This window comes from Natrinema sp. SYSU A 869 (assembly GCF_019879105.1).
GTDB lineage: Archaea > Halobacteriota > Halobacteria > Halobacteriales > Natrialbaceae > Natrinema.
Window position 1 is genome coordinate 940,791 of the sequence record NZ_CP082249.1, and the last position, 22,835, is coordinate 963,625.

The following is a 22,835-nucleotide window of genomic DNA, read 5'->3' on the forward strand; positions in this document are numbered from 1 at the left end:
TGCTGAGTCGTCAGTTGCTCGATACCTGTTCTGCGATGTCGTCGACGACATCGGGGTTGCGCAGCGTCGAGGTGTTCCCGAGCTCGTTCCCGCTCGCGATGTCCTCTAACAGCCGGCGCATGATCTTGCCCGAGCGCGTCTTTGGCAGCTCGTGCGTGAAGACGATCTCCTCGGGCTTGGCGATCGGTCCGATCGAGTCGAGGACGGCCTCCATGGCCTTCTCCTCGAGTTCGTCTTCTTGATCCTCGTAGCCGTCTTCGGGGATCGCATAGACGTAGACGGCCTCGCCTTTGACCTCGTGGTCGCCGCCGACGACGGCGGCTTCGGCAACCCCTTCGACCCCGACGACCGCCGACTCGATCTCCATGGTCCCTAGCCGGTGACCGGAGACGTTGATCACGTCGTCGACCCGGCCGAGGATGGTGATGTAGTCGTCGTCGTCGATCTTCGCGCCGTCTTCGGGGAAGTAGACCCACTCGTCGGCTTCTTCGTCGGAGTACTCCTGCCAGTACTCTTCGATGAACCGCTCGTCGTTGTTGTACAGCGTGCGGAGCATCCCGGGCCACGGGTTGTTGACCGTGACGTAGCCTGCCTGGCCAGCGTCGACTTCTTCGCCCTCAGCGTCAACGACGCGGGCGTCGATCCCCGGCAGCGGCGGCCCCGCGGAGCCGGGTTTCATGGTGTTGATCCCCGGTAACGTCGTGATCATCATGCCCCCGGTTTCCGTCTGCCACCAGGTGTCGACGATCGGGCACTCCTCGTTGCCGATGTGCTTGTAGTACCACTTCCACGCCCGCGGATTGATCGGCTCCCCGACGGTGCCGAGCAAGCGCAGCGAGGACAGGTCGTGGTTCTCGGTGTACTCCGAGCCCCACTTCATGAACGCCCGGATCGCCGTCGGTGCGGTGTAGAAAATGTCGACCTCGTTTTTCTCGACGATCTCCCACAGCCGGTCCTTCTCGGGATAGTCCGGCGTCCCCTCGTACATTACGCTCGTCGTCCCCAGCGCGAGCGGGCCGTAGACGATGTAGGAGTGGCCAGTGATCCAGCCGATGTCGGCCGAACACCAGTAGGTGTCGTCGGCCTCGATGTCGAGGACGGCGTGGCTCGTCCAAGCGGAGTACGCGAGGTAGCCGCCAGTGGTGTGTTTGACCCCCTTCGGCTTGCCGGTGGTCCCCGAGGTGTACATCAGGAACAGCATGTCCTCGGCGTCCCGAGAGACTGGTTCGACCGTCGACCCCTCATAGTCGGCCACCAGGTCGTCGTAGTCGTGCTGATTGTCCGCGAGATCGTGCTCTAAGTCGTCGCCCAGTCGGTCGACGACCACGACGTCCGAAACCTCGTGCTCGACACCCTCGAGGCCCTCGTTGGTCTTCGAGATGTGATCAAGCGCGTCGCCGCGGCGGTAGTAGCCGTCGCAGGTGACGAGATACTCGCTGTCGGCGGAGTTCATCCGCGTCGCCAGCGCGTCGGCCGAGAAGCCGGCGAAGACGACGCTGTGTGGTGCGCCGATTCGGGCACACGCCAGCATCGCGATCGGCAGCTCCGGAATCATCGGCATGTACAGCGTGACGATGTCGTCCTCTTCGACGCCGAGGCCTCGTAGCGTCGCGGCGAAGTCCTCGACTTCATCCAAGAGTTCGTCGTAGGTGTACGTACGCGTCTCGCCGAGTTCGCCTTCCCACTCGATCGCCACGCTGTCGCCGCGGCCCTCTGCTACGTGTCGGTCGAGGCAGTTGTACGACGCGTTGAGTTCGCCGTCGGTGAACCACTCGTAGAACGGCGCGTCGCCGTCTTCGAGGACGGTGTCGTACTCCTCGTTCCACGAGAGGAGGTCAGCCGCACGCTCCCAACACTCCGGCCAGTTCTCCTCGAACTCCTCGTAGATCCCCGGGTCAGTGACGTTTGCCTGCTCGACGAACGACTCGGGCGGCTCGAACGCCTCCTGCTCCGCAAGTCGTGCCTCGAGGTTGGCATTGTCCTGTGACATGGTACACCCACTCAATGGTTTACCCACATAGTAAAGCCGCCCTCTAGTTGTGCAAAATCGACCTGAGTTTTACAGGGTCACCTAGCATATATTGACTATATTAAGACATGATAGGCGGTCGTCGCACCCGTTCATCCCGATATATCGTCAACGTAATGACCCATTACGCGATGGAGCACGCAATTCGTGCGATCGTATGTCCCGGCTACTGCTGGACCGGACGAAACATCTAGAGACCTAGTATCGAGCCGTGCGGTATCGTCTCCGGACTACCCGTCCGGATCGTCGAAGAACGTCCGCAGCAGTTCATGTTGCCCCTTTCGGAGGTGGTTGTGCAGCGTCGGCGAGGAGACCCCCATCGCGTCGGCGACCTCCTCGGCGGTGCTCTCCCGGGGCCAGTCGTAGTAGCCGCCGAAGTAGGCCGCCCGGAGCGCGGCCTCCTGACGGTCGGTCAGGCGATCCTCGAGCCCTTCCCGGAACTCGCGGGCGGTCTGGACCGTCCGCTCGGCATCGCGTTTCCCGACCAGTTCGGAGTCGGGGAACGCGGACCGGAGGCCGTCGAGGATCGTCCGGAGGTCGGCGTCAGCCGCACAGTCGCCGGTGATCGTCGCCGACCCGCCCTCGAAGACCGCCTCGTGGACGGTCACACCGTACTCGGTCAGCGTGACGATGGGGCAGGAGCCGTCGACAACGAACTCGACGCGCCAGCCGTCCTCGTCGGTTTCGACCAGCCGACAGTCCTCAATCTCGGGGGTGGTATCGGCGAGGTCGAAGACGTCGGCCGGTGACGCCCCCTCGAGTCGAACGTAGTAGAGGTGGGTCGACTCGTCGATCGGAACCAGCGAATCGAGTTCGAACCGACAGTTGAGCCGGCGTGAGGCGTCGACGAAAAAGGAGCGGGCGTCCCGGCAGGCGACCTCGAGTTCGATCACACGATCCGACAGCAGGAGGTTCCGCCGGCGGATGGCACCGATCGCGTAGCCGACTTGCCGGCCGATCACTGCCAACCACGCTTGTTCGTCGTCATCGAACGCGTCCGCGCGCTCGGTCGCGACCGAGAGCATCCCATAGACGGTATCACCGTAGGCGAGTGGGACTCTTGCGATGGCCCCCTCGAACGAGTCCTCGTCCTCGAGCGTCGCCGTGATGTCGTCCGCAACCAGTACCGTCCCGTCCTCCGAGTAGGTGTCAGCCGCTGGTTCCGGGGAGACAAGGGGATCAGTTGGATCGTCCGCTCGCCACTCGTCGGGGACGACCTGCTTGATCGCATTGGGTTCGATCCCACTGGACGCGCGCCACTGCCGGCGGCGATCTGAGATCGTCGCCCGGTCGATCCAGGCGAACTCGTAGGCCCGTCCGTCGGCGAGCGCGCCACACGTTCTCGTCTCGACTTCCTCGTGATCCGTTGACTCGAGCAGCGCGTAGGTCACGTCTCGGTGTCGCCGGGCGACGGTGTACAGTCGCTCGAGTTCGTCACGGCACTGGCGGGCGGCCTCGAGTTCCTCGTGTGCGGCCGTCCCGTCGCGGACGAAGACAGCGAAGCCGCGGTGGTGGCCCTGATCGTCCCGGAGCGGCGAGACGACCTCGGTCGCGCGAAACTGCGAGCCGTCCTTGTGGACGCGCCAGCCGTCGGTTTCACAGCCGGATTCGTCGAGCGCGGTCGAGAGTGTCCGTTCTGGAACGCCCCCCTCAACGGCGTCGTCAGTGTAGAACGCAGAGACGTGGGTGCCGACGATTTCGCCGGCCCGGTAGCCAAACATCGCGGCCGCGCTCCGGTTCCACCGTTCGACGTAGCCGTCAGCATCGAGGCGGACGAGCGCATACCGGTCGCTGGCGGCCAACAGGAGCCGAACGACGCTGTCGTCGCTCACCGCGGGCCCGGACTGGGGGTCGCCGGAGCGAGGACTGGAGGGGCCCTCAACGGCGTCGAAGGCGTCGACGATCTCGGTGTCGGTCGGCTCGGGCAGATAGGACTCGAGGGCTTCGAAGCTGCGCCAGCCGCCCGCGGTCTTGACGACACGAGGGTTGACGTCGTGGTCGACCAGAGCGGTGTGAGCAAAGTACTGCCGCAGGTCGCTCGTCGAAACGTCACCGAGTGCGGGGTCGTCGAACAGGTCACTTGCCCGATCGGCGACGTCCGAGACCAGCATTTGAAGCCGGCGGGGCGTGACAGTGAATATCCGATCGTCGGTCGAGAGGTCGTTGCTACGGGCGTATCGCTGGAGTTCCCGTTCGACGCGGGTCGGCAGGTACGCGGTTCGGGTTCCGTGACCGTCGCCGGTCGGAACCCGGATCAGATACCGCGGCGGATCGATCCGCACCTGCTCGATGTCGTCGAGCGCGAGCCGCGTCAGCTCGGCCGGTCGAAGCCCCACGTCCCCGCAGAGACGGATCACCAGCGCCTCGCGGTAGGTTTCGGCCGCATCAAGTAGCGACTCGTACTCCTGTCGTGTGAGCAGTGCCCCCACAGTCCCCTCGAGGCTCATCGGTTCTGGTTCGCCTATTCTGCTGATGCGAACATAATTGTATCGCTCATCGGCCTCGTTTTTCGTAAATATTCGCGTACAGTGGCGGACAGCTGAGATGGATGGATTTCGCGATTGTAGAAAGTCCGAAAATCACTGGCCGGAACCGCGGCGCTCACCGTCCTCGCCGATCTCGGCCTGAATCTCGCCGACGATCTCCGGGTTGCGCAGCGCCGAGGTATCGCCCAGTTCCTCGCCATTGGCGACGTCCTCGAGCAGGCGACGCATGATCTTGCCCGACCGGGTCTTGGGGAGTTCCGGGGTGAAGATCACTGCTTCGGGCCGGGCCATCGGCCCGATTGTGGATTCGATGTTGTCGCGGATCGCCCGTCGAACCGCTCCATTGGAGTCGTAGCCGCTCTCGGTGCTGACGTATGCATAGATTTCGGTGTCGCCGGTCCCGCTCGAGCGGCCGACGACGGCGGCCTCGGCGACGCCGTCGACGTCGGCGATTGCGCTCTCGATCTCCACGGTTCCTAGGCGGTGGCCGGAAACGTTGATCACGTCGTCGACTCGACCGAGAACGGTGATGTAGCCGTCGTCGTCGATTCTGGCCGTATCGCCGCTGAAGTAGCGCCAATCGTCGGCGGCGGGGTCGGAGAACCGTTGCCAGTACTCCGTGACGAACCGATCGTCGTTGTCGTACAACGTGCAGGCCATCCCCGGCCAGGGCCGAGCGATCGTGAGATAGCCAGTTTTGCCGGGCTCGACGTCCTCACCGGCCTCGTCGACGATCCGAGTGTCGATCCCCGGCAACGGCGGGCCGGCGGAGCCGGGTTTCATTTCGTCGACACCCGGAAGCGTCGAAATCGTCACCGCGCCGGTTTCGGTCTGCCACCAGGTATCGACCACTGGACAGTCGCCGCCGCCGATGTGTTCGCGATACCAGTTCCAGGGGCGGGGACTGATCGGCTCGCCGACGGTCCCGAGCAGGCGAAGCGAGGACAGATCGTGGCCCTTGGGGTAGTCCGAGCCCCACTTCATGAACGCGCGGATGGCCGTCGGCGCGGTGTAGAAGACATCGACAGCGTTCCGGTCGACGATCTCCCAGAGCCGATCGCGGTCCGGATAGTCCGGTGTTCCCTCATACATCACCGTCGTCGTGCCGAGCGCGAGCGGACCGTAGACGATGTAGGAGTGACCGGTAATCCAGCCGATGTCGGCCGCACACCAGTAGGTGTCCTCGGGTTTGACATCGAGGACGGCATGGCTCGTCCACGCGACGTGGGCGAGATAGCCGCCCGTGGAGTGGACGACGCCCTTCGGTTCGCCGGTCGTCCCCGAGGTGTACATCAGGAATAGCATATCCTCGGCGCTTCGGGAGACCGGCTCGACGGTTTCGCCCGCGAACTCCTCGCGAAGTTCGTGGTAGTCCCACTCGTCGTCGCCGAGGACGTGGGGCAGGTCATCGCCGAGCCGATCGACGACGACGGTTCGAACGTCCTGCTCGAGGCCAATGCGGGCGTTGTCGGCCTTGCTCTTCTGGTTGAACGCGTCGCCCCGCCGGTAGTAGCCGTCGCAGGTGACGAGATACTCGCTGTCCGCGGCGTCCATCCGCGTCGCGAGCGCGTCCGCAGAGAGCCCGGCGAAGACGACGCTGTGGGGCGCACCGATCCGGGCGCAGGCCAACATTGCGATCGGCAGCTCCGGGATCATCGGCAGGTAGATCGTCACGACGTCATCTTCCTCGACGCCGCGGTCCCGCAGGGCCGCCGCGAACTCGTTTACTTCGACGTAGAGGTCCCGGTAGGTGTAGGTCCGGCGCTCGCCCTGCTTACCCTCCCAGCGAATCGCAGCGTGATTCTTCCGCCCCGACTCGAGGTGCCGGTCCAGACAGTTGTAGGAGGCGTTGAGGCGGCCGTCCGCGAACCACCGATAGAAGGGCGCGTCCTCGTCCTCGAGGACGGTATCGTACTCCTCGTCCCACGAGAGGAGGGCAGCCGCACGTTCCCAACACTCCGGCCAGTCCGTCTCGAACTCGTCGTGGATCCCTGGATCCGAGACGTTCGCCTGTTCGACGAACGACTGGGGAGGGACGTGGGTGGACCCGATAGATGCGGACGCGTCACGATCCCACCCGTTCCGATCGACCATATCTCGTCCGAATCGTGGATGGTCAGGGGAATAAACGTTCCTCCAAATCGCCGTGCAGTGGGCAGTTCGCCATCCGGTTGTCCGACAAGAGGTTCTCGAGGCGCTCAGAGACCGTCCTGCGTCGAATTGATATCGGAAATATCCTCAGGATCGATCTCGTGACCGGGTGCGCGGACGACGTAGACGTCGTAGCGGTGGTCGCTCGCGACCGGACTACCGACGCTCGACTGGGGCGCGATGACCGAGCCCGCGTTCTCTGAGCCGATGAATACGACCGATGCCTCGATATCGGCCGCAACGCGCCGTATCTCGCGGACGACGTTCGTCGTCGACGTCGCGGTTGGTTCGTCGGAACTGACCCGTTCGGTCCGGAACGTCGCCTCCGGCGCGACCTTGTCGGCGCGGGTCTGCATCCCCGCGGCGATCGCCTCCGTATTGAACGGCTCGCCCTGCGTGATCCAGCCTCGATCCCGCGCGTAGTCGGCATCGTCCGGAATCACCGTCAGAACGACGACTTCCTCGTCGAGCAAGTCGCCGAACGTCGATGCTCGCTCGAGCGCTTGCGTTGCCAACTCCGACCCGTCGAAGGGAACGAGCAGTGACATACGACTACGTCACACGACAGGTGTGGTAAATGTTCGGCCTCAACACTCGGCTAGCCGACGACCAGTACCGGCCGATCCGCGGTTCGGACGACCCGATCGACGGTACTGCCGAGCAACGCCCCCTTGAACGACGAGCGGCCGCGAGAGCCGAGCACGATCGCGCCCGCGTCCCGCTCGGCCGCGTCGGCGAGTATCTCCTCGTGGGGGACGCCCGATCGAACCGCCGTCTCGACAGCCACGTCAGCGTCCGCCGCCGTCGCCTCGAGGTCCGCGAGCCAGTCCGCCGCGCGCTCCTCGAGGTGTTGCCGGGCCTCCTCGGGATCAACGATACCCGTGTCGTACTCGGTCCGTTCGTCGACGACGGCGACTCCGTACAGCGATGCGTCGAATCGCCGGGCGAGCGCGATCGCGTGATCGACCGCTGTCGCCGCGGCTTCGCTGCCGTCGGTTGCGACCAGAACGGAATCGTACATGGACGACGATACGGGTCCCCTCGAGAAAGGGTTGGGGCTCGTTGAGGTGACGGACCCATCCGCGGTGGCGCGCGCTGTACCGCGGTGAGCGAACTGCGAACCACGGTTCGATACTGCGCGAGGGATGGTGAGCGGCCCTCAGGAGTCGTTCGAAAGACGCTTTGCGTCTTTCGTGACTGAGCGAATCGAAGCTAAGCGGGAGCGAAGTCGTTCGAGACGGCGGAGACGTCTCGTGATGACGAAAGGTGCGTTTGCACCTTTCGAACCACTCCCGCGAGGTCAGCGGGACGGATATCCTGCCAGAATTCGCGAGGTCGTCGGCGCTTCGCGCCGACTGCAAGCGATTCCTCCGGAATCGCCCTGCCCGCGAAGCCGACGGCTTTGCTTGATGACGAGAGAGCAGAGCTCTCTCGAACCACGAACGAATCGGTTGGGGAGGCCGTGGCACCCTTCGGTGCCAGCTAGAGCAGCATGCTCGGTTCTGCTGATATCGCGTGCATCACTGGAAAACAAGTTTCGATACTCCGCTAGCACTGCTCATCTATCGTTCCGTTCGTCTCTCGCGACGCCGCGCGCCGCCGTCGCCTTCACCGAGGCGACGATCGACCGACCCGGCTCGAGCCCCAGCGCCTTGACGCTCCGCCGAGTGACCAGCGCCACGAGTTCGGTGCCCTCGTCACCGCCGTCTCCGTCCTCGAGTTCGATCCCCACTCTCGCAACCGCATCACCGGCCTCGAGCCACGAGACGGTCCCCGGAAACCGGTTCCGAACGCTCGTCCCTTCGGCTCGCGGCACGTCTGCCGGCGCGTGCAAACTGACCGCATCGGAGCGGATCGTCACGGACGCGGTCGCGGCGTCGGCCGGAACGACCGCCAGAATGTTCCCGGCCTCGGTTTCGACGGTTGCGAGTTCGCCATCGCGATCGATGACTGGTCCCGTGAGCACCGTCTCGTCGACGCGGGCAACGCCCTCGTAGGCCGCGACCAGCCGATCGAACCGCGCCAGCAGGTCCCGTGCGGTCTCTGTCAGGGAACTGCCGCCGCCGTCGGCTCCGCCGCGGGTGCGCTCGACTAACGGTCCGACTGCCTCCTCGAGTTCGACCACTCGCTGCTGGAGACGTGGGTACGAACGCTCGAGGGCCGCCGCCGCGCCCGACAGCGAGCCGCAGTCGTCAATCGCGCGTAACATCGCGACGTCACTGCGGTCGACGGTCACGTCGTCGATCCGCAGATAGGGGTCGAACTCCTTTTCCATGGTCATCGGTGGTTCACGCGGTGGCCCCGACGGGGTGCGACGAGGCCCACTCGAGTCCCCCTTCACGATCACGCGAGAAGTTCGTTTTCATCGTACAACAGGTCGCCGCGAACGAATCGGGCAGTTCGTTCGTCACGTGGGTTGTCGAACACCTGCTCTGGCGGGCCGATTTCGACCAGTTCGCCCTCGAGCAGGAAGGCGACCCGATCCGAAATCCGCTCGGCTTGGTGCATGTCGTGCGTCGCGAGCAACACGCCGTGATCGCGGTCGCGCACCCGACCGATCGCCCGCTCGAGGATGGCCGTGTTCCGCGGGTCGAGATCGGAGGTCGGCTCGTCGAGGACGAGCAGATCGGGCCGCGGCGCGAGCGCGCGCGCGAACGACACCCGCTGGGCTTCGCCGCCCGACAGCGAACTCACGTCGCGATCCCACGCCTCCCGAAGCCCGACGAGTTCGAGGGCCTCAAGTGTCCGATCATCGACCGTCGGCGACCCATGAACCCAGCGGGCCGCGAGCCGCTCGGCAAAGTCCCGGATCCGTCTGGACCACGGCCGACGAATCCGCCTGCCGGCATCGACGTTGCGCGCCACCGAGGTCTCGAACAGGCTCGCCCGCTGGAAGACGATGCCGATCCGCCGCCGGAGCTCGAGGCGCTCGTCTCGAGACAGCGACCACGGGTTCGTCCCATCGCAGCGGACCGCACCGTCGGTCGGCCGCTCGAATAGGGCGGCCAGCCGTAATAGCGTCGTCTTGCCGGCCCCCGAGGGGCCGATGATCGTCACGACCTCGCCCGATTCGACGGCGAGCGAGACGTCATCCAGAATGGCTGTGTCGTCGACGCCGTAGGACGCGCGCTCGAGCTCGAGGTTCATAGCTGTCTCACCGCGATCGCGATCATGATCGCACTGGTGGGGGTCGCTCTCATCGTCACCGCCCTCCGAGTCGCAGGACGACCCCGTTGACGAGCAAGACGAGGACCAGCAACACCACACCGAGCACCAGTGCCGTCTCGAACTCGCCTTTCAGGACCTCGAACTGGATCGCAGTCGTCAGGGTTCGGGTTTTCGAGGTCCCGTCTGCGTAGGCGATGTTGCCGCCCACGATCAGAACGGAGCCGACCTCGCTGATCGCACGGCCGAAGCCGGCGAGGATCCCGGTGATGACGCCATACCGCGCCTCTTTGAGGGTGATCAGTGCGACATCGGCACGAGTTCCTCCGACACCGTAGGCCGCGTCCCGAACGGCATCGTCGACGCTCTCGACCGCGGAAAGCGCGACGCCGGTGATGACCGGTGCGGCGAGCACGAGTTGCGAGATGATCATCGCCTCCGGCGTATAGATGAGGTCCAGCGTTCCCAGTGGTCCTCGATTCGAAAGGACGTACCAGACGAGGAGTCCGACGACGACGCTCGGAAACCCCATTCCGGTGTTGATGACGGCAGTGACGAACCGCTTTCCACGGAAGTCCGCGAAGCCGACAGCAAAGGCAATCGGGAGGCTCACGACGGTGCTCAGCACGATTGCGGTCAGACTGACCGTCAGCGATATCCGAATAATGCTTCGGAGGTAGGTCGGATCGGAGAGGGCGTCGAATGGCATTGGTAGTGAAGCGGACCGGGCAGGTTGGCAGAGTGAAACTCACTCGTCCGACGAGTCCGGCTGCCATCCCTCCGGGACGTACTGCTGGAACTTCGGCTCTGATGACAGCGCCTCGGGATAGAACAACTGTTCGCCGTTCGCTGTGAAGCCCTCGATGATCTCCTGTCCCTTGGGACTCGTCACGAAGCCAATGTAGGCCATGGCGAGCTGGTAGTTGACGTTCGAGTGGACCTCGGGGTTGACCGCCATGATCCCGTAGGGGTTCGCGAGCAGCTCCGGCCCGTCCTCGATTGGCCCCTGAATCAAAATCTCGAGGTCGATGTCGTCCCGCGAGAGGTACGTGCCCCGATCGGCGAGCGTGTAGGCCCCCGCCTCGTTCGCGTGGGTCAGCGTCTCGCCCATCCCTTGCCCGAGGCTCTGATACCACTCGCCACCGGGCTCGACGCCCGCCTCCTCCCAAATGACTAGCTCTTTTGTGTGCGTCCCGGACTCGTCTCCACGGGAGACAAACGGCGCGTTCGCGCTCGCGATAGCATTGAAGGCGACCGCCGCGCCCTCGGCATCGCTCGCGCCCGCCGGATCGTCGCTCGGGCCCACGATCACGAAATCGTTGAACATCAGGTCCCGCCGGTTGACGCCATAGCCCTCTCGCATGAACTCGTCCTCGCGCGAGCGGGCGTGAACCAGAATGACGTCGGCGTTACCGTCTCGAGCGGAGCGGATCGCGGCACCCGTCCCCTCCGCGTTGGCCGCGACGCGCGTCCCGAAGCGGTCCTCGAACGCCACGTTGATCTCGTCGAGCAGCCCCGTCGCTTCCGTGCTAGTTGTCGTCGCGAGCGCGAGTTCCTCGCCGGCGATCGATCCCTCGCCTTCCTCCCCGGATCCGAGACAGCCGCCAACGGCTGCAGCGATCCCCGCCGCACTCGCCCCGAGTAGCGCTCGACGTCGATATTCCATATAGGGAACAACGATGGAATACAGGAGTATAAACGTACCGCTTAGGGCACCCAACAGTGGTTATCGATACCGCTCACGAGTTCACGTTAGATACAGAGGTAACTGTAACCGGTTACGGCGCTGCATCCGATCCGACCGGATATCGGGCGAAATCATCCGGACTCCGCCACTGCAACCACGACGTTCTGGACGTACCGCATACTCGTGGCAATCGCCATGATTCCGTCCATCAGCGCCTGCTGGGAGGCCTCATCGGGATAGACCCGATACTCTACCTGTACCGTCTCCGCCTCGCGCAACTGGCAGGAGACGCCTTCCTCGTCGAGAAACGTGTAAACCCCGGCGTCGCCGCCAGCATCGGTCCGACGTACTTGAGCAACTCGCCGCGTCGCTGATCGTCGCGAAGCAGGTTTTTCGCTCGCTCGGTGTCGAACCCGTTCCGACCGACGATTCGGACCGGCCCGAACTCGTCTTCTTTGATGACATGGACTGGCAACTGCGAGAGTTCGACCTGAAAATTGAACTCGGTATCCTCGTCTGTGTGAGGGGTTACGTTCCGGATGGCCGTGTCGTCCAGCCAGTGGCGGACCTGCGTCTCACTGATGTGTCTCGTCATACACAGGCCGTCAGCGAGCAGCAGGATAAGCCTTCAGCGGGATATGTCCTGTTCTGTCCACTAGGTCCCGCCTCGAGCCCGGAACTAAGCGAACGAACTGAATCCGCACATTAGTGCTTGTCCGGCATCGTCGAGTGACGTGTCGTCTTGCGCATATCTGCCCGTTTGGAGGGCGGCGGTGCCATCGTGGAGTGGCGGCTCGGACCGCCCGACGCCGTTCCACGGTCCTCGTCGCCGCCGAGTCCCGATCCCAGAAGTCCCTCATCCTCGTCGTCATCGTCAGTGTCCTCCTCGTCCGCTGTGTCATCGGCTGTGGCTTCGTCGGCGGCCTCGGCGTCGGCCGTCTCGTCGGCTCCGTCAGTTGCCTCGTTACCGGCGGTACCGGCGCTCGTCGCCTCGAGTCGCTCTTTGAGCTGCTGGATATCGTCACCGAACTGCTCGAACGAGGACTGCATCGATGATCGAAGCCGATCCCCAAGGTCGTCGGTCGTCTCGTCCGCCCCCTCACTCTCGGATACGTCCGCCTCGTCACCCGCAGCGTCGTCCGGTTCACCCTCGGCACCCGCCGTCCCGTCGTCCGATTGCGGCCGATCGGCATCACCCGCCGATCCGTCGGCCCCGGATTCGGCCCGCTCGCCGATCGTCTCCTGAAGGTCGCCGACGGCACCCTCGAGACTGCCGTTGTCGGCCCGATCGGCGAGTTTCGCGAGGTGGAGCAATCGCTGGAGGTCCTCGAGGTTCTCCTGCTTGCCGTGAGCGATAGCCTCCGGGATCGAATCTGGTTCGGACCCGTCTTCGAGGGTATCCAGTCCGACCGCCGCGAGCAATTCGTCGGGGTTGGCCGACTCGAGGAGGTCGCTCGCTTCTTGGGCGGTCTCGAGCAGGTCTTTCTCGTCCTCGCTATCCGAGTCACTGCCGGATACGATCGACCCGCTGGACGCGTCGGCCTCGTTCAGTACCTCGTGCACTCGATTGTGGAGTTGTGTGTCGCTCATCTGTGGCTCTCAGGTATCACCGCCGTGTCGTGCGCGATAGTCGGATCGGGAGCGACGGAGTGCAGTCGATTACTCGGCTTCAGCTTCCGTCTCTGACTCCTCATCCGAGTCGGAGTCCGACTCCTCGTCCGTTACTGCCTCGATGATCTCGTTGGTCATCTCCTCTCGGCTGAGGTTCGCCTTCACACCGACGTCCTTCGCGACTGACTGCAGATCGCTGTAGGACATCACTCCGAGGAAGTCCGTGAGCGTGTCCTTCCGGAGGTCCTCGAGGTCCTCCATGGACGGCTCGTCCTCGCCCTCTCCGGACGGTTCGGCTTCGTCGGCCGTCTCCTCACCTTCGTCAGCCGATTCTTCAGCTTCGTCGGCCGTCTCTTCGTCTTCTTCGCCACCCCCACCGACTGTCTCTTTAGCTTTGCTGGCCGCTCCTTCGACCGATTCTTTGGCTGTACCGGCGGCGTCTTTGACTGACTCTTTGGTGCCCGTTTCGTCGCTTTCGCTGCCTTCGTCTTCCTGTTCTTCCGTTTCGTCTGCTGGCTCTTCGCCCTCGGATTCTGCCTGCTCCTCGCTCTCGGATTCGTCCTCGTCGGTGTCGTCGCTCTCGTCGCTTCCGGCGTCGTCGAGGAGTCCCTCGAGACTGCTGCTGTCGGTTACACCTTTCGCCACCGACTCGATCGAGTCGCGGCCCTCCACGTTCGCGAACGATTCACGGAGGGCGTCCCGAATCGCCGTCGAGAGATCCGTACGGATCTCATCGAATTCTTTCCCTTCGTCGACGCCTGCGGCGATCGTCTCGTGGACTTCCCGACCGATGGCCGCGCCGACTTCGTGCCCGAACCGTTCGCCGAACTGGCGACCGACCGCAGCGCCGACCTCGCCGCCGTCGATGCTGTCCTCGATACTCCCGTCGCCGAGCATATCGGCGACGTCGAGCTGGTTGCTGACCTCGCTTGCGACCATACTCTTCAGCCCCGATCCGTCACTCACGACGATCACCTCGAGTCGGTTCGTGGAGCGAGTGTGTTCCCTGAATCACGGTCTTATTCCTCGGCTTCGGTCGCCTGTTCCGATTCTTCGTCCGCTGCTTCCTCGTCCTCCGCGTCCGATTCGGAGTCGTCTTGCGCTTTAGCTTCGGTATCAGTGTCGTCCTCGGATTCGGTGCTGTCTTCGGCCTCGGTGTCTTCCCCAGCCTCGCTTTCTTCGTCCTCCCTTCAGCGGTCCCTTCGTCTTCCTCGCCTTCCTCGGCGGTTTCTTCTTCGTCTGCTTCGCCTTCTTCGGCCGCTTTGTCCTCCTCGCCGGAACTGAGCAGTTCGTCGACGACCATGTTTCCGATCGTCCGCCCGAGAGATTCGCCGATCGCTCGCCCGAGAATCGCTCCGATCTGTCCACCCAACGCCTCTCCAAGCGGTTTGTCCCCGTCAATCTCACCTTCCCATTTCGTTCCGTCGACCAGTTCCTCGACGTCGATGTTGTCGGAGATCGCCTCGGTATCGATCCGTTGAGTCAGTGAATCGTCGCTCATGATGATGCCTCCGCCTGTGACGGCTCTGCCTGTCCGCCGGTCTCTTCATCCTGATCCGGCTCGAGTTGCTCGAGTAGCTGTTTGAGTATTGCGCTGACGACCGCCGACACGAGTTCCTCGGTCGGGAAACTGGGAACGAGCGCGGCCAACTTCTTTCTCACCCAACTCGCCACCCCCGACACCCCGTTCTTCAGACGCTGTACCGCCGATGAAAGCAGACCGGGGGACTCGTCTTCGCTCTCGGACGCTTCCTCGTCTTCGACGTCTTCCTCGCCCCCGCCGAAGAGTCCTGTGAGCTTCTCGACGGGCTTGTTCAGCAGGTTCTTGACGAACTTGATCGGCTTACTCAACAGTGACTTCGCCTTGCCAATCATTGCTCCGGGGCCGTCCAGCAGCCCCGTCACCGCCGACAGCAGATTGCCGAGCAGGTTGTTTCCCCCCGGTCGCGCCGAGACATCCAGCGTCACTGGATCCAGGTTGACCTCGAGCCCCAGTAGGTCGAGGAACAGTCCATCGAGGTCGAGGTGGAGGACACCGGATGCCTCGTCTCCCTCGTAGACTTCGTCGGCACCCTCGACGTGGTACTCGTCTTCTTCCGCCTCGTCTTCTGCAGATTCCGCTTCGCCTTCGGCCTCCTCCTCCTCGGATTCCAATTCTGGTTCCCCCTCCTGTTGCTCGGACTCGTCCGCAGATTCGTCAGCGTCGCTTTCCTCGGTGTCAGTTTCCGCTTCCTCGTCCGCTGGTGCGGAGTCTTCTTCGTCTTCCGGCGTCTCTTCGGCGTCGTCCTCACTCGAGTCTGCCTCCGCGTCCTCGTCTTTCTCTTCCATCTCTGCCTGCCCGCCGTCGGTCAGTATCCGCCGTGACGGTCCGTCCGTCAGCTCGCCCATTCGTTGACGGCTTGAGGAGCACTCGACCCACTGGAGATCCGACTGCTCCTCGCTGCCGTCAGATGTGGCATCCTCGATCATTATACGGAAACACAGACGAGAGAGAGCGTTGTGGGGGTTGGCCTTGCGTATGCGACTACTCGGCACGGCAGAAAATTACCGGTGACGGGCGACCGTCCCGACGGATCGTCACTACTCGAGCGAGCCGACACGAAGCGCGTACTCGCCACGCGTCTCGCCGTTGTCGTGGTACGCGACGGGTTCCTCGATGGCCGCGACCGTTCCATCCGCGACTGCGGCCGCTGTCGCGATTCCGTTGAGGCACTCGAGTCCACCTGCGCCGGACTCGAGATCGAACCAGCGGACGGCGTGGGTATCGGGATCGCGAACCCGGAAGTTCTGTGCACAGGGAGCGACGAGCCGGTCGCCGTCGGTGGCCAGCCCGTGGACGAAGCCGCGGACCTCGTCATCCCAGCTGAGGGTCCCGTCGGCGTCGAACGCGGCGACCCGATGTTCGTTCGGGTGCCGGCTCTCGGTCTCCCGGCTCTCTTTCGCGTACGTGTTACCGGTCACGAACGCGACCCGGCCGTCGTCGGCAGCGGCGTGGTTCGGGTAGGCGTACAGCGTCTCCCCGCCGATCTCGGTCTCGACGGCGAGGTCGACGCTCCAGCGCTCTGCACCGCCGGGCCCCAGCAGGTAGCCGCGTTTGTCGCCATGACTTGAGACGGCGATCGAGTCCCTGTCGAACGACACGTCGCCGACACGGCGGTCGCCCTCGGTACCGGGGTCCCAGGTCCACTCGAGGTCGCCCGACTCAGTCTCGAGAACGACGAGGCCGGTGTCGTGCTCGCCCATACAGCGGTTGTAGCCGACCGCGAGGCGCTCGCCGTCGGCGTCGAGATCGAGCGCGATCGGCGAGGCATCGGTTTCGTAGGTCCAGCGAACCGAGCCGTCGGCGTCGAACGCGTAGACAGTGCTGTACCACTGCCGGGTCTCGCCGTCGCGTTCGTAGCGCCGCGCGGCGGCGTAGAGGCGCTCGTTTCCGTCGGCGTCGGTCCCTGTCTCGAGCGCCACGACGTAGGGCAGGTAGAAGACGGTGTCCTTGACGGCCTCACCGACGTCCTCGACGGCGTCGTATCGCCAGCGACGGTCACCCGTCGCGGCGTCGTAGGCGGCGATCGTTCCAGTCTCGCCGCGGCCGGCGACCATGATCGTTTCCTCGCTGTCGTCACCACCGGTCTCGAGCGACGCGATCCCGACAGCGTGGTCCGGATGGTCGACTGACCACCGGGCCTCGAGCGAGTCGGCGTCGCGGGCGGTGACAGTCCCGTCCCACTCGCCGGTGACGACAAGCCCCCCGGACTCGGCGATGTGGACCGCAGATCGGGTCCACATGTGGCGGCTTCGAGCGGCTTCGATCTCGCCGAGCGGAACCGACTGGCACTCGAGGGACCCCTCGCGTTCGGTATCGGCAGTTTCGGCCATCGTTACTCCTCGACCGGGAAGGTCTCGTGGAGGGTGTCGTGGGCGTCGCCGAGCCCGTCCACGATGTGCTCGCCCTGCGCGCTCAGTCGCTGGACCGCCCGCTCGGCGTCGCGGACCGCCAGCAGCCGCCCCCGAGTATAGTCGTACTCGGGGTCGTCGCTGTCCATCGATGCCACCTCCTCCTCGAGATCGACCAGCGCCGCGTCGAGGTGACGCTGGATCTCCGCAAGGCTGTCGGCCTCCGCGAGGCCCTTGATGGGACCCTCGAGGTGTCCTTCGAGTTCTTTCTCCGCGTGATCGCGGGTGCTGTCGTCCCCGACGCCGAGGACGTTCATCAGTCCGAGTCGTAGCGCTTCGATTTCGTAGCAGCTCATGGGTGAATGTATGACTTATCGAATTCGTGTCTTTCGGCTCGCGTTACAGCGTCTGATCGACGAGGTCGCTCACGATGCGGTCCCGATCGAGGTGGTCGCCGACGATCCGTTCGGCGTCGCCGTCCTCGACGCCGCCGTACCAGATCCCGTCCGGGTAGACCGCGACCATCGGCCCGTCGCCACAGCGCCCCAGACACGACGACCGCGTAATGCGGGCGTCGCAGTGTTCGGAGTCCCGCACCTCCTGACGGAGGCGCTCGAGGACCGCCGGCGACCCCATCTTGGCACACGTCTGGTTGGTACAGACCGCGACGTGTTTTTCGGGCGCGTCGTGGCTGTCGGGCTCCTCGTCGATGTCGTCGCGGTCGGCGTGGGCCTCCTGATGGGCCAGCGCGCGGAGCATGGCCCGAGCGCCCCCGACGTCCTCCTCGTAGCCCTCGAGGTCGACCTTGTACTTGCACGTGTCACAGGACATCTCCACGCTCTCCGTGCGGGCCTCCTCCCAGCGATCGGCGAAGACGTCGAGCAGCCGCGAGTCCGTTCCGAGCGGGTCGCCGGCCAGCGCATCGACGTAGGGGTAGTCGGAGTCGAAGTCCGCCGTCCAGTCGCGAACCCGCTGCGTGAGGACGCCGTCGCCGAGCATGTACGGCAGGACGACGACCGCGTCGGGCCGGTGCTTCGAGAGCCCGTGCAAACTCTCCTCGAGCGTCGGCTCCGTCACGCCGATGAACGAGGCTTCGACGCGGTCGAACTCGCGGCCCTCGTAGAGTAGCCGGGCGAGCTTGTGCACATCGCCGTTGGCGTCCGGATCGCTTGAGCCGCGGCCGCAGACAACGACGGCGACATCGTCGTCCTCGCGGTCGACGTCCAGTTCCGCTTCGACCGCAGCGGCGCGGTCGTCCAGCAGGTCCAAGATCGCGGGGTGGACCCCCAGATGTGCGCCGTTAGTGATCTCGAGGTCGTGTTCGGCCCGCGCTTGCTCGATCGCCAGCGGCACGTCGTTCTTGACGTGGCTCGCGGCGAAGAGCGAGCAGTGGACGACAGTGACCTGGGACGCGACCGGTGCGAGCGTCGCGAAGGCCTCGTCGATCGACGGCTCTGCGAGCTCGAGGAACGCGGCGTCGACCGGGATCCCGAGTTGGGACTCGAGGTCAGCGGCCAGTTCGCGGACCTGTTCGTTGGATTTCTCGCGTCTGGAGCCGTGGCCGATCAGGAGGACGGCCTCGTCGTCGAACCCGGCTGTGGATCCGGGCGTGGTCTGGTCGGGTGTACTCATCGATTTCGATGTGGAAATTGCGAATGCGGTTTGCAGTCCGAACCGGTCGGCCGTCGCTATTCGTCGCCGTCGTAGGCCGATGCCTGCTCGAGACTTTTCTCGAGTTTCCGGCGGCGACTCGGCGCGAACAGTCCCGTTTCCTCGCAGTTCTCGTAGAGCCACGTGCCGAAGTCGGGTGCGGCGGCGTCGTCGACGCCGAACCAGTAGCCGCCCGACGAGGTCTCAGACAGCTCGCCGAACGGAGCGTCCACGGGACAGTCGGCGATCAGGTCCTGCGCAAGTTCGAGCAGTGCTGCATCGTCGTGGACGAACGAGATGCCGACGGTGCCACTCGAGGACTTGAAGCAGATCGTGCCACAGCCCTCGAGCAGGCCCCGAAGCAGTTCCCGGTCGTAGTTCGAGAAGGCTCCGAAGCGGTAGTTGCCGCGGCCGTCGACGGGGAGACCGAGCGCGCCGCTGCGACCCAGTAAGCCCGCATCGTCGCTGCCGGCTCCCTCGTCGCCGCCGATCGAGAGCGTGTACTCGTCTTCGGTCCGCGTGATCGAGGTATCGTGTGCGTACTCGCGGCTGGCCGTCTCGTGCGCTACGTCGCCGCCCGCGATCGCGGCGAGTACCTGCGCGGACGCCTCGTCGTTGGTGACGACTTCGATGCCGTCATCGGAAACGTCACCGCTCCCGGCGACGTGGCCCCAGAAGTACGCAGTCGCGGCGTGACCCGCGAGCGGGTCCGACGGGACTTCGATCTCGGTTGCGGGTTCCGCGTCGCTCATTCGCCCACCTCCTCGACGATGATCGCATCCGTCGGACACGCCGCGGCGGCCTGCCGGGCTTCGTCGATGCGGTCGTCGTCGAACGTCGCGACGACTCGTTCTTCGGTGTCGGTGACCTCGCCCTCGCAGTCGTAGACCGGGTCCGCACCGGGATCGATCGTCGCGAGGCCGTCCTCGCCCTCGACGAATCGCGGGTCGCGGGTCAGACAGGCGAAGATGCCGTCGCAGGCGTCTTTCTCGATAGTGACTTCGTATCGTGACATTGGTGAATTGCGTCTGGGTCGGATTTCGATCGAACTGCTCAGTAGTCGTACTTCGTCTCGTAGCCGCGCGGAGTCACCATCCGGTCGTCCCAGACGTAGGTGTCCTCGTTGCCGACGACGATCGTCGTCGTCATGTCGATGATCTCGTCTTCACCCAACTCCACGAGTTCGCCGAGTTCGGTGATCATCACCTGCTCGTCGTCGCGGCCAGCACCGTGGACGATGCCGACGGGCGTGTCCTCGTCGCGGTGGGCCAGCAGGATCTCGCAGGCCTTCTCGAAGTTCTCCCGGCGCTTGCGGCTCCAGGGGTTGTAGATCGTGATCGTGAAGCTCTCCTTGGCCGCGGAGTGGAGTCGCGACTCGATTTCCGGCATCGGGACGAGATGGTCCGACAGCGAGATCGAGACGGTGTCGTTCACCAGCGGTGCACCCAGTCGAGCCGCACAGGACTGGGCCGCCGGGACGCCCGGCACTGCCTCGAAGTCGACCATCGACGCCGTCGCGCCTTTGGACTCGAGAATCTCGAGTGCGAGCCCGCCGAGCGCGTAGACGTTGGGGTCGCCGCTGCCGACGATGGCGACGTCGTGACCAGCCAGCGCGCGGTCGATGGCCTCCTCGGTCCGGGAGACTTCGCCGCACATCGGCGTGTCGTACAGCTCGTCGGCTTCCGCGGTGATCTCGTCCGGAATGAGATCGATGTAGGTCGTGTAGCCGACGATGTGGTCGGCCTCGAGCAGCGCCGTCTTCGCGCGGTCTGTCATTCCCTCCGAATGCCCGGGACCGAGACCGACGGCGCTCAGCTGGCCCGGTTCGGCGTCGAAGTCGTCGACCGTCGAGCCGACCTCCTTCTCGTTGGAGCTGTCGTCGTCCGAACTCGAGGAAGCACCGCAGCTACTCGAGTCGTCAGTCTCGGTCGAGGCACCGCACTTCGAACTCGAGCTATCGGTGCTCGTTTCTCCGGAACTGCTCTCCGAGCTCGAGGCACCGCACTTCGAACTCGAGCTATCGGTGCTCGTTTCTCCGGAACTGCTCTCCGAGCTCGAGGCACCGCAGTTGGAAGTCGATTCGTCGTCGGCGTCCGCGTTGGTATCCGTACTCATGGATATGTGGTATCAGTTTCAGAAGTCGTCGACGTCACGCCCGCCGCGCGGGGTGACGAGGTACGTTCGGTCGTCGTTGCGCCAGGTCTCGGTCTCGTGGTTGCCAATGATCAGCGAGGTGCCCATCCCGGAGACCTTGTCGTCGTGGTCGGCGGCCTCGCCGAGGGTAGTGATGAACTGGCTCTCGCCGTTACGGCCGGCATCCGCGCGGCCGGCGTCGTTGACGATGGCCACGGCGGCGTCGTCGGTCCGCTCCTCGCGGACGATCTCGACGGCCTGCTCGTAGTTGCGCCAGCAGTTGTAGAGGACGATCACGAAGCCCGAGATCGCCGCCGCACGCAGTTTCTCTTCGATCTCGTCCCAGCCGCGCCACTTGTCCGACAGCGAGACCGTACAGAAGTCGTTACACAGCGGCGCTCCGACGTTCGCCGACCCGCCGAGTGCCGCGGTGATGCCGGGGATAATCTCGATCGGAATGTCCGTCGCGTCGTCCTCGTCGGCCATCTTGAAGATGAGGTCGGACTTGCCGTAGACCGACGGATCGCCGCCGGAGACGTGGGCAACATCCTTCCCCTCCCGAACGTGGTCGAACGCCGCGCGAGCGAGTTCGATCTGCCGGCCCATCGTCGAGCGGATGATCTCCTGCTCGAAACCATCGTCTCGAACCGCGATGCCGTCCTCGTCGGTTTGCTCCTCCGGCAGCAGAGTCCCGTCGTCGCGCAGGAACTCCTGATAGAGGCTCGAGGCGATGACGACTTCCGACGACTCGATGACCTCCTTGGCCCGCTTGGTCATATGATCCGGCAGGCCAGGACCGATACCGACGACGTAGAGCGTGCCGTGGTCGTCGGGGGTGCCGCCGCCGGCGTCCGCTGATTCGCTTTCGGTCCCGCTCATTCACCGATCGCCACCGTGACCTCGTTTTCGTAACTGATCTTCTCGAGGACGAGTTCCTGTTCGGCCCCGCCCGCAATTGCGCTCGCCTCCGAGACGCCGGGCCAGCCGATCAATTCCTTCGATTTGGAGGGCGTCGGCCCCTCGTTCTCGAGCAGGGTCTCCTTGTCGAAGGCGACCACGCCGAGATCGAGTTCCTGTGCGGCCTCGAGCAGGCCTTCCTCGTCTTCCTTCCGGGTCGCGGTCCCGACGAACTCGACGTCGGAGATGTCGTAGTCGGTCTGCTCGAGGGCTTCCTCCCACGCGGCGAGGAACGACTCCTTGCTCGCCCCCGAAACACTGCCGGTGCCGAGGACGCAGCCCTCGTCCTTGTTCCGTTTGAGAACCGTCACGTCGTCACCGACGAGTACCGCTTTGGGGCCGTCGACTCGGGCCACAGGACCGAGATTCTCGTCGAGGACGGCGAGGTTGGTCTTGATCGTCGAGTCGCCGTTGACGACGTGGGTGTCCATCGCCTTCGCGCGGGACTCGACGCCCTGCTTGCCGGCCGCCTCGGAAGCGGTGGTCATCGCCGGAATCGCGCCCATCGTCGCCAGGTCCTGTGCGACCTGATTCGCGCCGTGGTGGCCGCCCGTGATCGGGATGGCCCACGTCAGTTCCTCGTCAACGACGCAGATCGCGGGGTCCTCCCACTTATCGTCGAGCAGGTGGGCCGTCTTCCGCATCGCGATCCCGGAGGCCATCAGGCCGATGAAGCAGTCGTACTCTCCCCAGTACTCCTCGAAGACGTCGCCGTGGTATTCGATGATGTCGATCGCCTCGTAGCGATCGCCGATCTCGTCTTTGATCTCCTCGGCGGTGTCCATCTTCCGCCCGAAGGAGATTATCGCGATCTCCTCGGCGACTTCGCCGTCCGAATCCGCCGTCGAACAGTGTCCGCCGCCGGAGTCCGATCCACCATCGTCCGTCGTATCCGCGTTCTCAGTTCCTGAACTCATTGTGTAACCTCCACCGTATCGAAATCGTCCTGTCCACCGCGGGGTGGGACTGAAAGGGGCCAGTCCCCTCGGCGAAGGCGGACGAAGCAAGCACCGCAGGGAGGGAGCCCCGCGACCGACCGAGACGCGCAGCGAGGCCCCCGAATCGAGGGGACTGG

23 protein-coding genes are annotated in these 22,835 nt (G+C 64.6%); all 23 read right to left on the reverse strand.

What is annotated here, in order from left to right:
* Nucleotides 1–10 precede the first annotated feature (10 nt).
* The 23 genes from acs (K6I40_RS12835) to cbiG all read right to left on the reverse strand — a co-directional run bounded on the left by acs (K6I40_RS12835) (nucleotide 11) and on the right by cbiG (nucleotide 22,677).
* On the reverse strand, nucleotides 11–1,990 hold the full coding sequence (gene acs / locus K6I40_RS12835; RefSeq protein ID WP_222919447.1) for an acetate--CoA ligase: 1,980 nt from the start codon (nucleotides 1,988–1,990) through the stop codon (nucleotides 11–13).
* 269 nt (nucleotides 1,991–2,259) lie between these two features.
* Nucleotides 2,260–4,476 carry a bacterio-opsin activator domain-containing protein gene (locus K6I40_RS12840; protein ID WP_222919448.1) on the reverse strand — a complete coding sequence of 739 codons (2,217 nt, stop codon included), beginning with the start codon at nucleotides 4,474–4,476 and terminating at the stop codon, nucleotides 2,260–2,262.
* A 132-nt stretch (nucleotides 4,477–4,608) separates the two neighbouring features.
* The gene (acs, locus tag K6I40_RS12845; protein ID WP_222919449.1) at nucleotides 4,609–6,609 is read right to left on the reverse strand and encodes an acetate--CoA ligase; all 2,001 of its coding nucleotides are present in this window, start codon (nucleotides 6,607–6,609) and stop codon (nucleotides 4,609–4,611) included.
* A 104-nt stretch (nucleotides 6,610–6,713) separates the two neighbouring features.
* Nucleotides 6,714–7,214 carry a universal stress protein gene (locus tag K6I40_RS12850; protein WP_222919450.1) on the reverse strand — a complete coding sequence of 167 codons (501 nt, stop codon included), beginning with the start codon at nucleotides 7,212–7,214 and terminating at the stop codon, nucleotides 6,714–6,716.
* Nucleotides 7,215–7,264: 50 nt separating this feature from the next.
* Nucleotides 7,265–7,687, reverse strand: coding sequence for a universal stress protein (locus tag K6I40_RS12855; RefSeq protein ID WP_222919451.1), 423 nt, complete (start codon nucleotides 7,685–7,687; stop codon nucleotides 7,265–7,267).
* Between the two features lie 537 nt (nucleotides 7,688–8,224).
* Nucleotides 8,225–8,941 (reverse strand): TOBE domain-containing protein, encoded by a 717-nt coding sequence (locus K6I40_RS12860; protein WP_222920360.1) that lies wholly within the window; start codon nucleotides 8,939–8,941, stop codon nucleotides 8,225–8,227.
* A 68-nt stretch (nucleotides 8,942–9,009) separates the two neighbouring features.
* On the reverse strand, nucleotides 9,010–9,813 hold the full coding sequence (locus tag K6I40_RS12865; RefSeq protein WP_222919452.1) for a phosphate ABC transporter ATP-binding protein: 804 nt from the start codon (nucleotides 9,811–9,813) through the stop codon (nucleotides 9,010–9,012).
* A 55-nt stretch (nucleotides 9,814–9,868) separates the two neighbouring features.
* The gene (locus K6I40_RS12870) at nucleotides 9,869–10,540 is read right to left on the reverse strand and encodes an ABC transporter permease (protein WP_222919453.1); all 672 of its coding nucleotides are present in this window, start codon (nucleotides 10,538–10,540) and stop codon (nucleotides 9,869–9,871) included.
* Between the two features lie 39 nt (nucleotides 10,541–10,579).
* Nucleotides 10,580–11,497: a substrate-binding domain-containing protein gene (locus K6I40_RS12875; RefSeq protein WP_222919454.1), complete on the reverse strand. Its 918-nt coding sequence runs from the start codon at nucleotides 11,495–11,497 to the stop codon at nucleotides 10,580–10,582.
* A 152-nt stretch (nucleotides 11,498–11,649) separates the two neighbouring features.
* Nucleotides 11,650–11,796 carry a hypothetical protein gene (locus K6I40_RS28410; protein ID WP_255682013.1) on the reverse strand — a complete coding sequence of 49 codons (147 nt, stop codon included), beginning with the start codon at nucleotides 11,794–11,796 and terminating at the stop codon, nucleotides 11,650–11,652.
* The gene (locus tag K6I40_RS12880) at nucleotides 11,769–12,113 is read right to left on the reverse strand and encodes a hypothetical protein (protein ID WP_255682014.1); all 345 of its coding nucleotides are present in this window, start codon (nucleotides 12,111–12,113) and stop codon (nucleotides 11,769–11,771) included. Before K6I40_RS12880 ends, K6I40_RS28410 begins: the two co-directional genes overlap by 28 nt.
* A 110-nt stretch (nucleotides 12,114–12,223) precedes the next feature.
* A complete protein-coding gene (locus K6I40_RS12885) occupies nucleotides 12,224–13,108 on the reverse strand; it encodes a hypothetical protein (protein ID WP_222919455.1) in 885 nt (294 codons plus the stop codon).
* 69 nt (nucleotides 13,109–13,177) lie between these two features.
* Nucleotides 13,178–14,104 carry a hypothetical protein gene (locus K6I40_RS12890; protein ID WP_222919456.1) on the reverse strand — a complete coding sequence of 309 codons (927 nt, stop codon included), beginning with the start codon at nucleotides 14,102–14,104 and terminating at the stop codon, nucleotides 13,178–13,180.
* Entirely contained in the window at nucleotides 14,088–14,630 is a 543-nt protein-coding gene (locus K6I40_RS12895) for a hypothetical protein (RefSeq protein WP_345779434.1), read from the reverse strand. Before K6I40_RS12895 ends, K6I40_RS12890 begins: the two co-directional genes overlap by 17 nt.
* Nucleotides 14,627–15,598, reverse strand: a complete 972-nt coding sequence (locus K6I40_RS12900) for a hypothetical protein (protein WP_222919457.1) — start codon at nucleotides 15,596–15,598, stop codon at nucleotides 14,627–14,629. Before K6I40_RS12900 ends, K6I40_RS12895 begins: the two co-directional genes overlap by 4 nt.
* Nucleotides 15,599–15,709: 111 nt before the next feature.
* Nucleotides 15,710–17,002, reverse strand: a complete 1,293-nt coding sequence (locus tag K6I40_RS12905) for a PQQ-binding-like beta-propeller repeat protein (protein ID WP_222919458.1) — start codon at nucleotides 17,000–17,002, stop codon at nucleotides 15,710–15,712.
* Between the two features lie 2 nt (nucleotides 17,003–17,004).
* Complete coding sequence (locus K6I40_RS12910; RefSeq protein WP_222919459.1) at nucleotides 17,005–17,376, reverse strand: DUF3209 family protein; 372 nt, start codon at nucleotides 17,374–17,376, stop codon at nucleotides 17,005–17,007.
* A 43-nt stretch (nucleotides 17,377–17,419) separates the two neighbouring features.
* Nucleotides 17,420–18,652, reverse strand: coding sequence for a CbiX/SirB N-terminal domain-containing protein (locus K6I40_RS12915; protein WP_222919460.1), 1,233 nt, complete (start codon nucleotides 18,650–18,652; stop codon nucleotides 17,420–17,422).
* 56 nt (nucleotides 18,653–18,708) lie between these two features.
* On the reverse strand, nucleotides 18,709–19,422 hold the full coding sequence (locus tag K6I40_RS12920; RefSeq protein WP_222919461.1) for a cobalamin biosynthesis protein: 714 nt from the start codon (nucleotides 19,420–19,422) through the stop codon (nucleotides 18,709–18,711).
* On the reverse strand, nucleotides 19,419–19,685 hold the full coding sequence (locus K6I40_RS12925; protein WP_222919462.1) for a ferredoxin: 267 nt from the start codon (nucleotides 19,683–19,685) through the stop codon (nucleotides 19,419–19,421). The genes K6I40_RS12920 and K6I40_RS12925 overlap by 4 nt, the downstream gene beginning before the upstream one ends.
* 38 nt (nucleotides 19,686–19,723) lie before the next feature.
* Entirely contained in the window at nucleotides 19,724–20,785 is a 1,062-nt protein-coding gene (gene cobJ, locus K6I40_RS12930) for a precorrin-3B C(17)-methyltransferase (protein ID WP_222919463.1), read from the reverse strand.
* A gap of 18 nt (nucleotides 20,786–20,803) precedes the next feature.
* Nucleotides 20,804–21,682: an SAM-dependent methyltransferase gene (locus tag K6I40_RS12935; RefSeq protein WP_222919464.1), complete on the reverse strand. Its 879-nt coding sequence runs from the start codon at nucleotides 21,680–21,682 to the stop codon at nucleotides 20,804–20,806.
* Nucleotides 21,679–22,677 carry a cobalt-precorrin 5A hydrolase gene (gene cbiG / locus K6I40_RS12940; RefSeq protein WP_222919465.1) on the reverse strand — a complete coding sequence of 333 codons (999 nt, stop codon included), beginning with the start codon at nucleotides 22,675–22,677 and terminating at the stop codon, nucleotides 21,679–21,681. The genes K6I40_RS12935 and cbiG overlap by 4 nt, the downstream gene beginning before the upstream one ends.
* Nucleotides 22,678–22,835 lie beyond the last annotated feature (158 nt).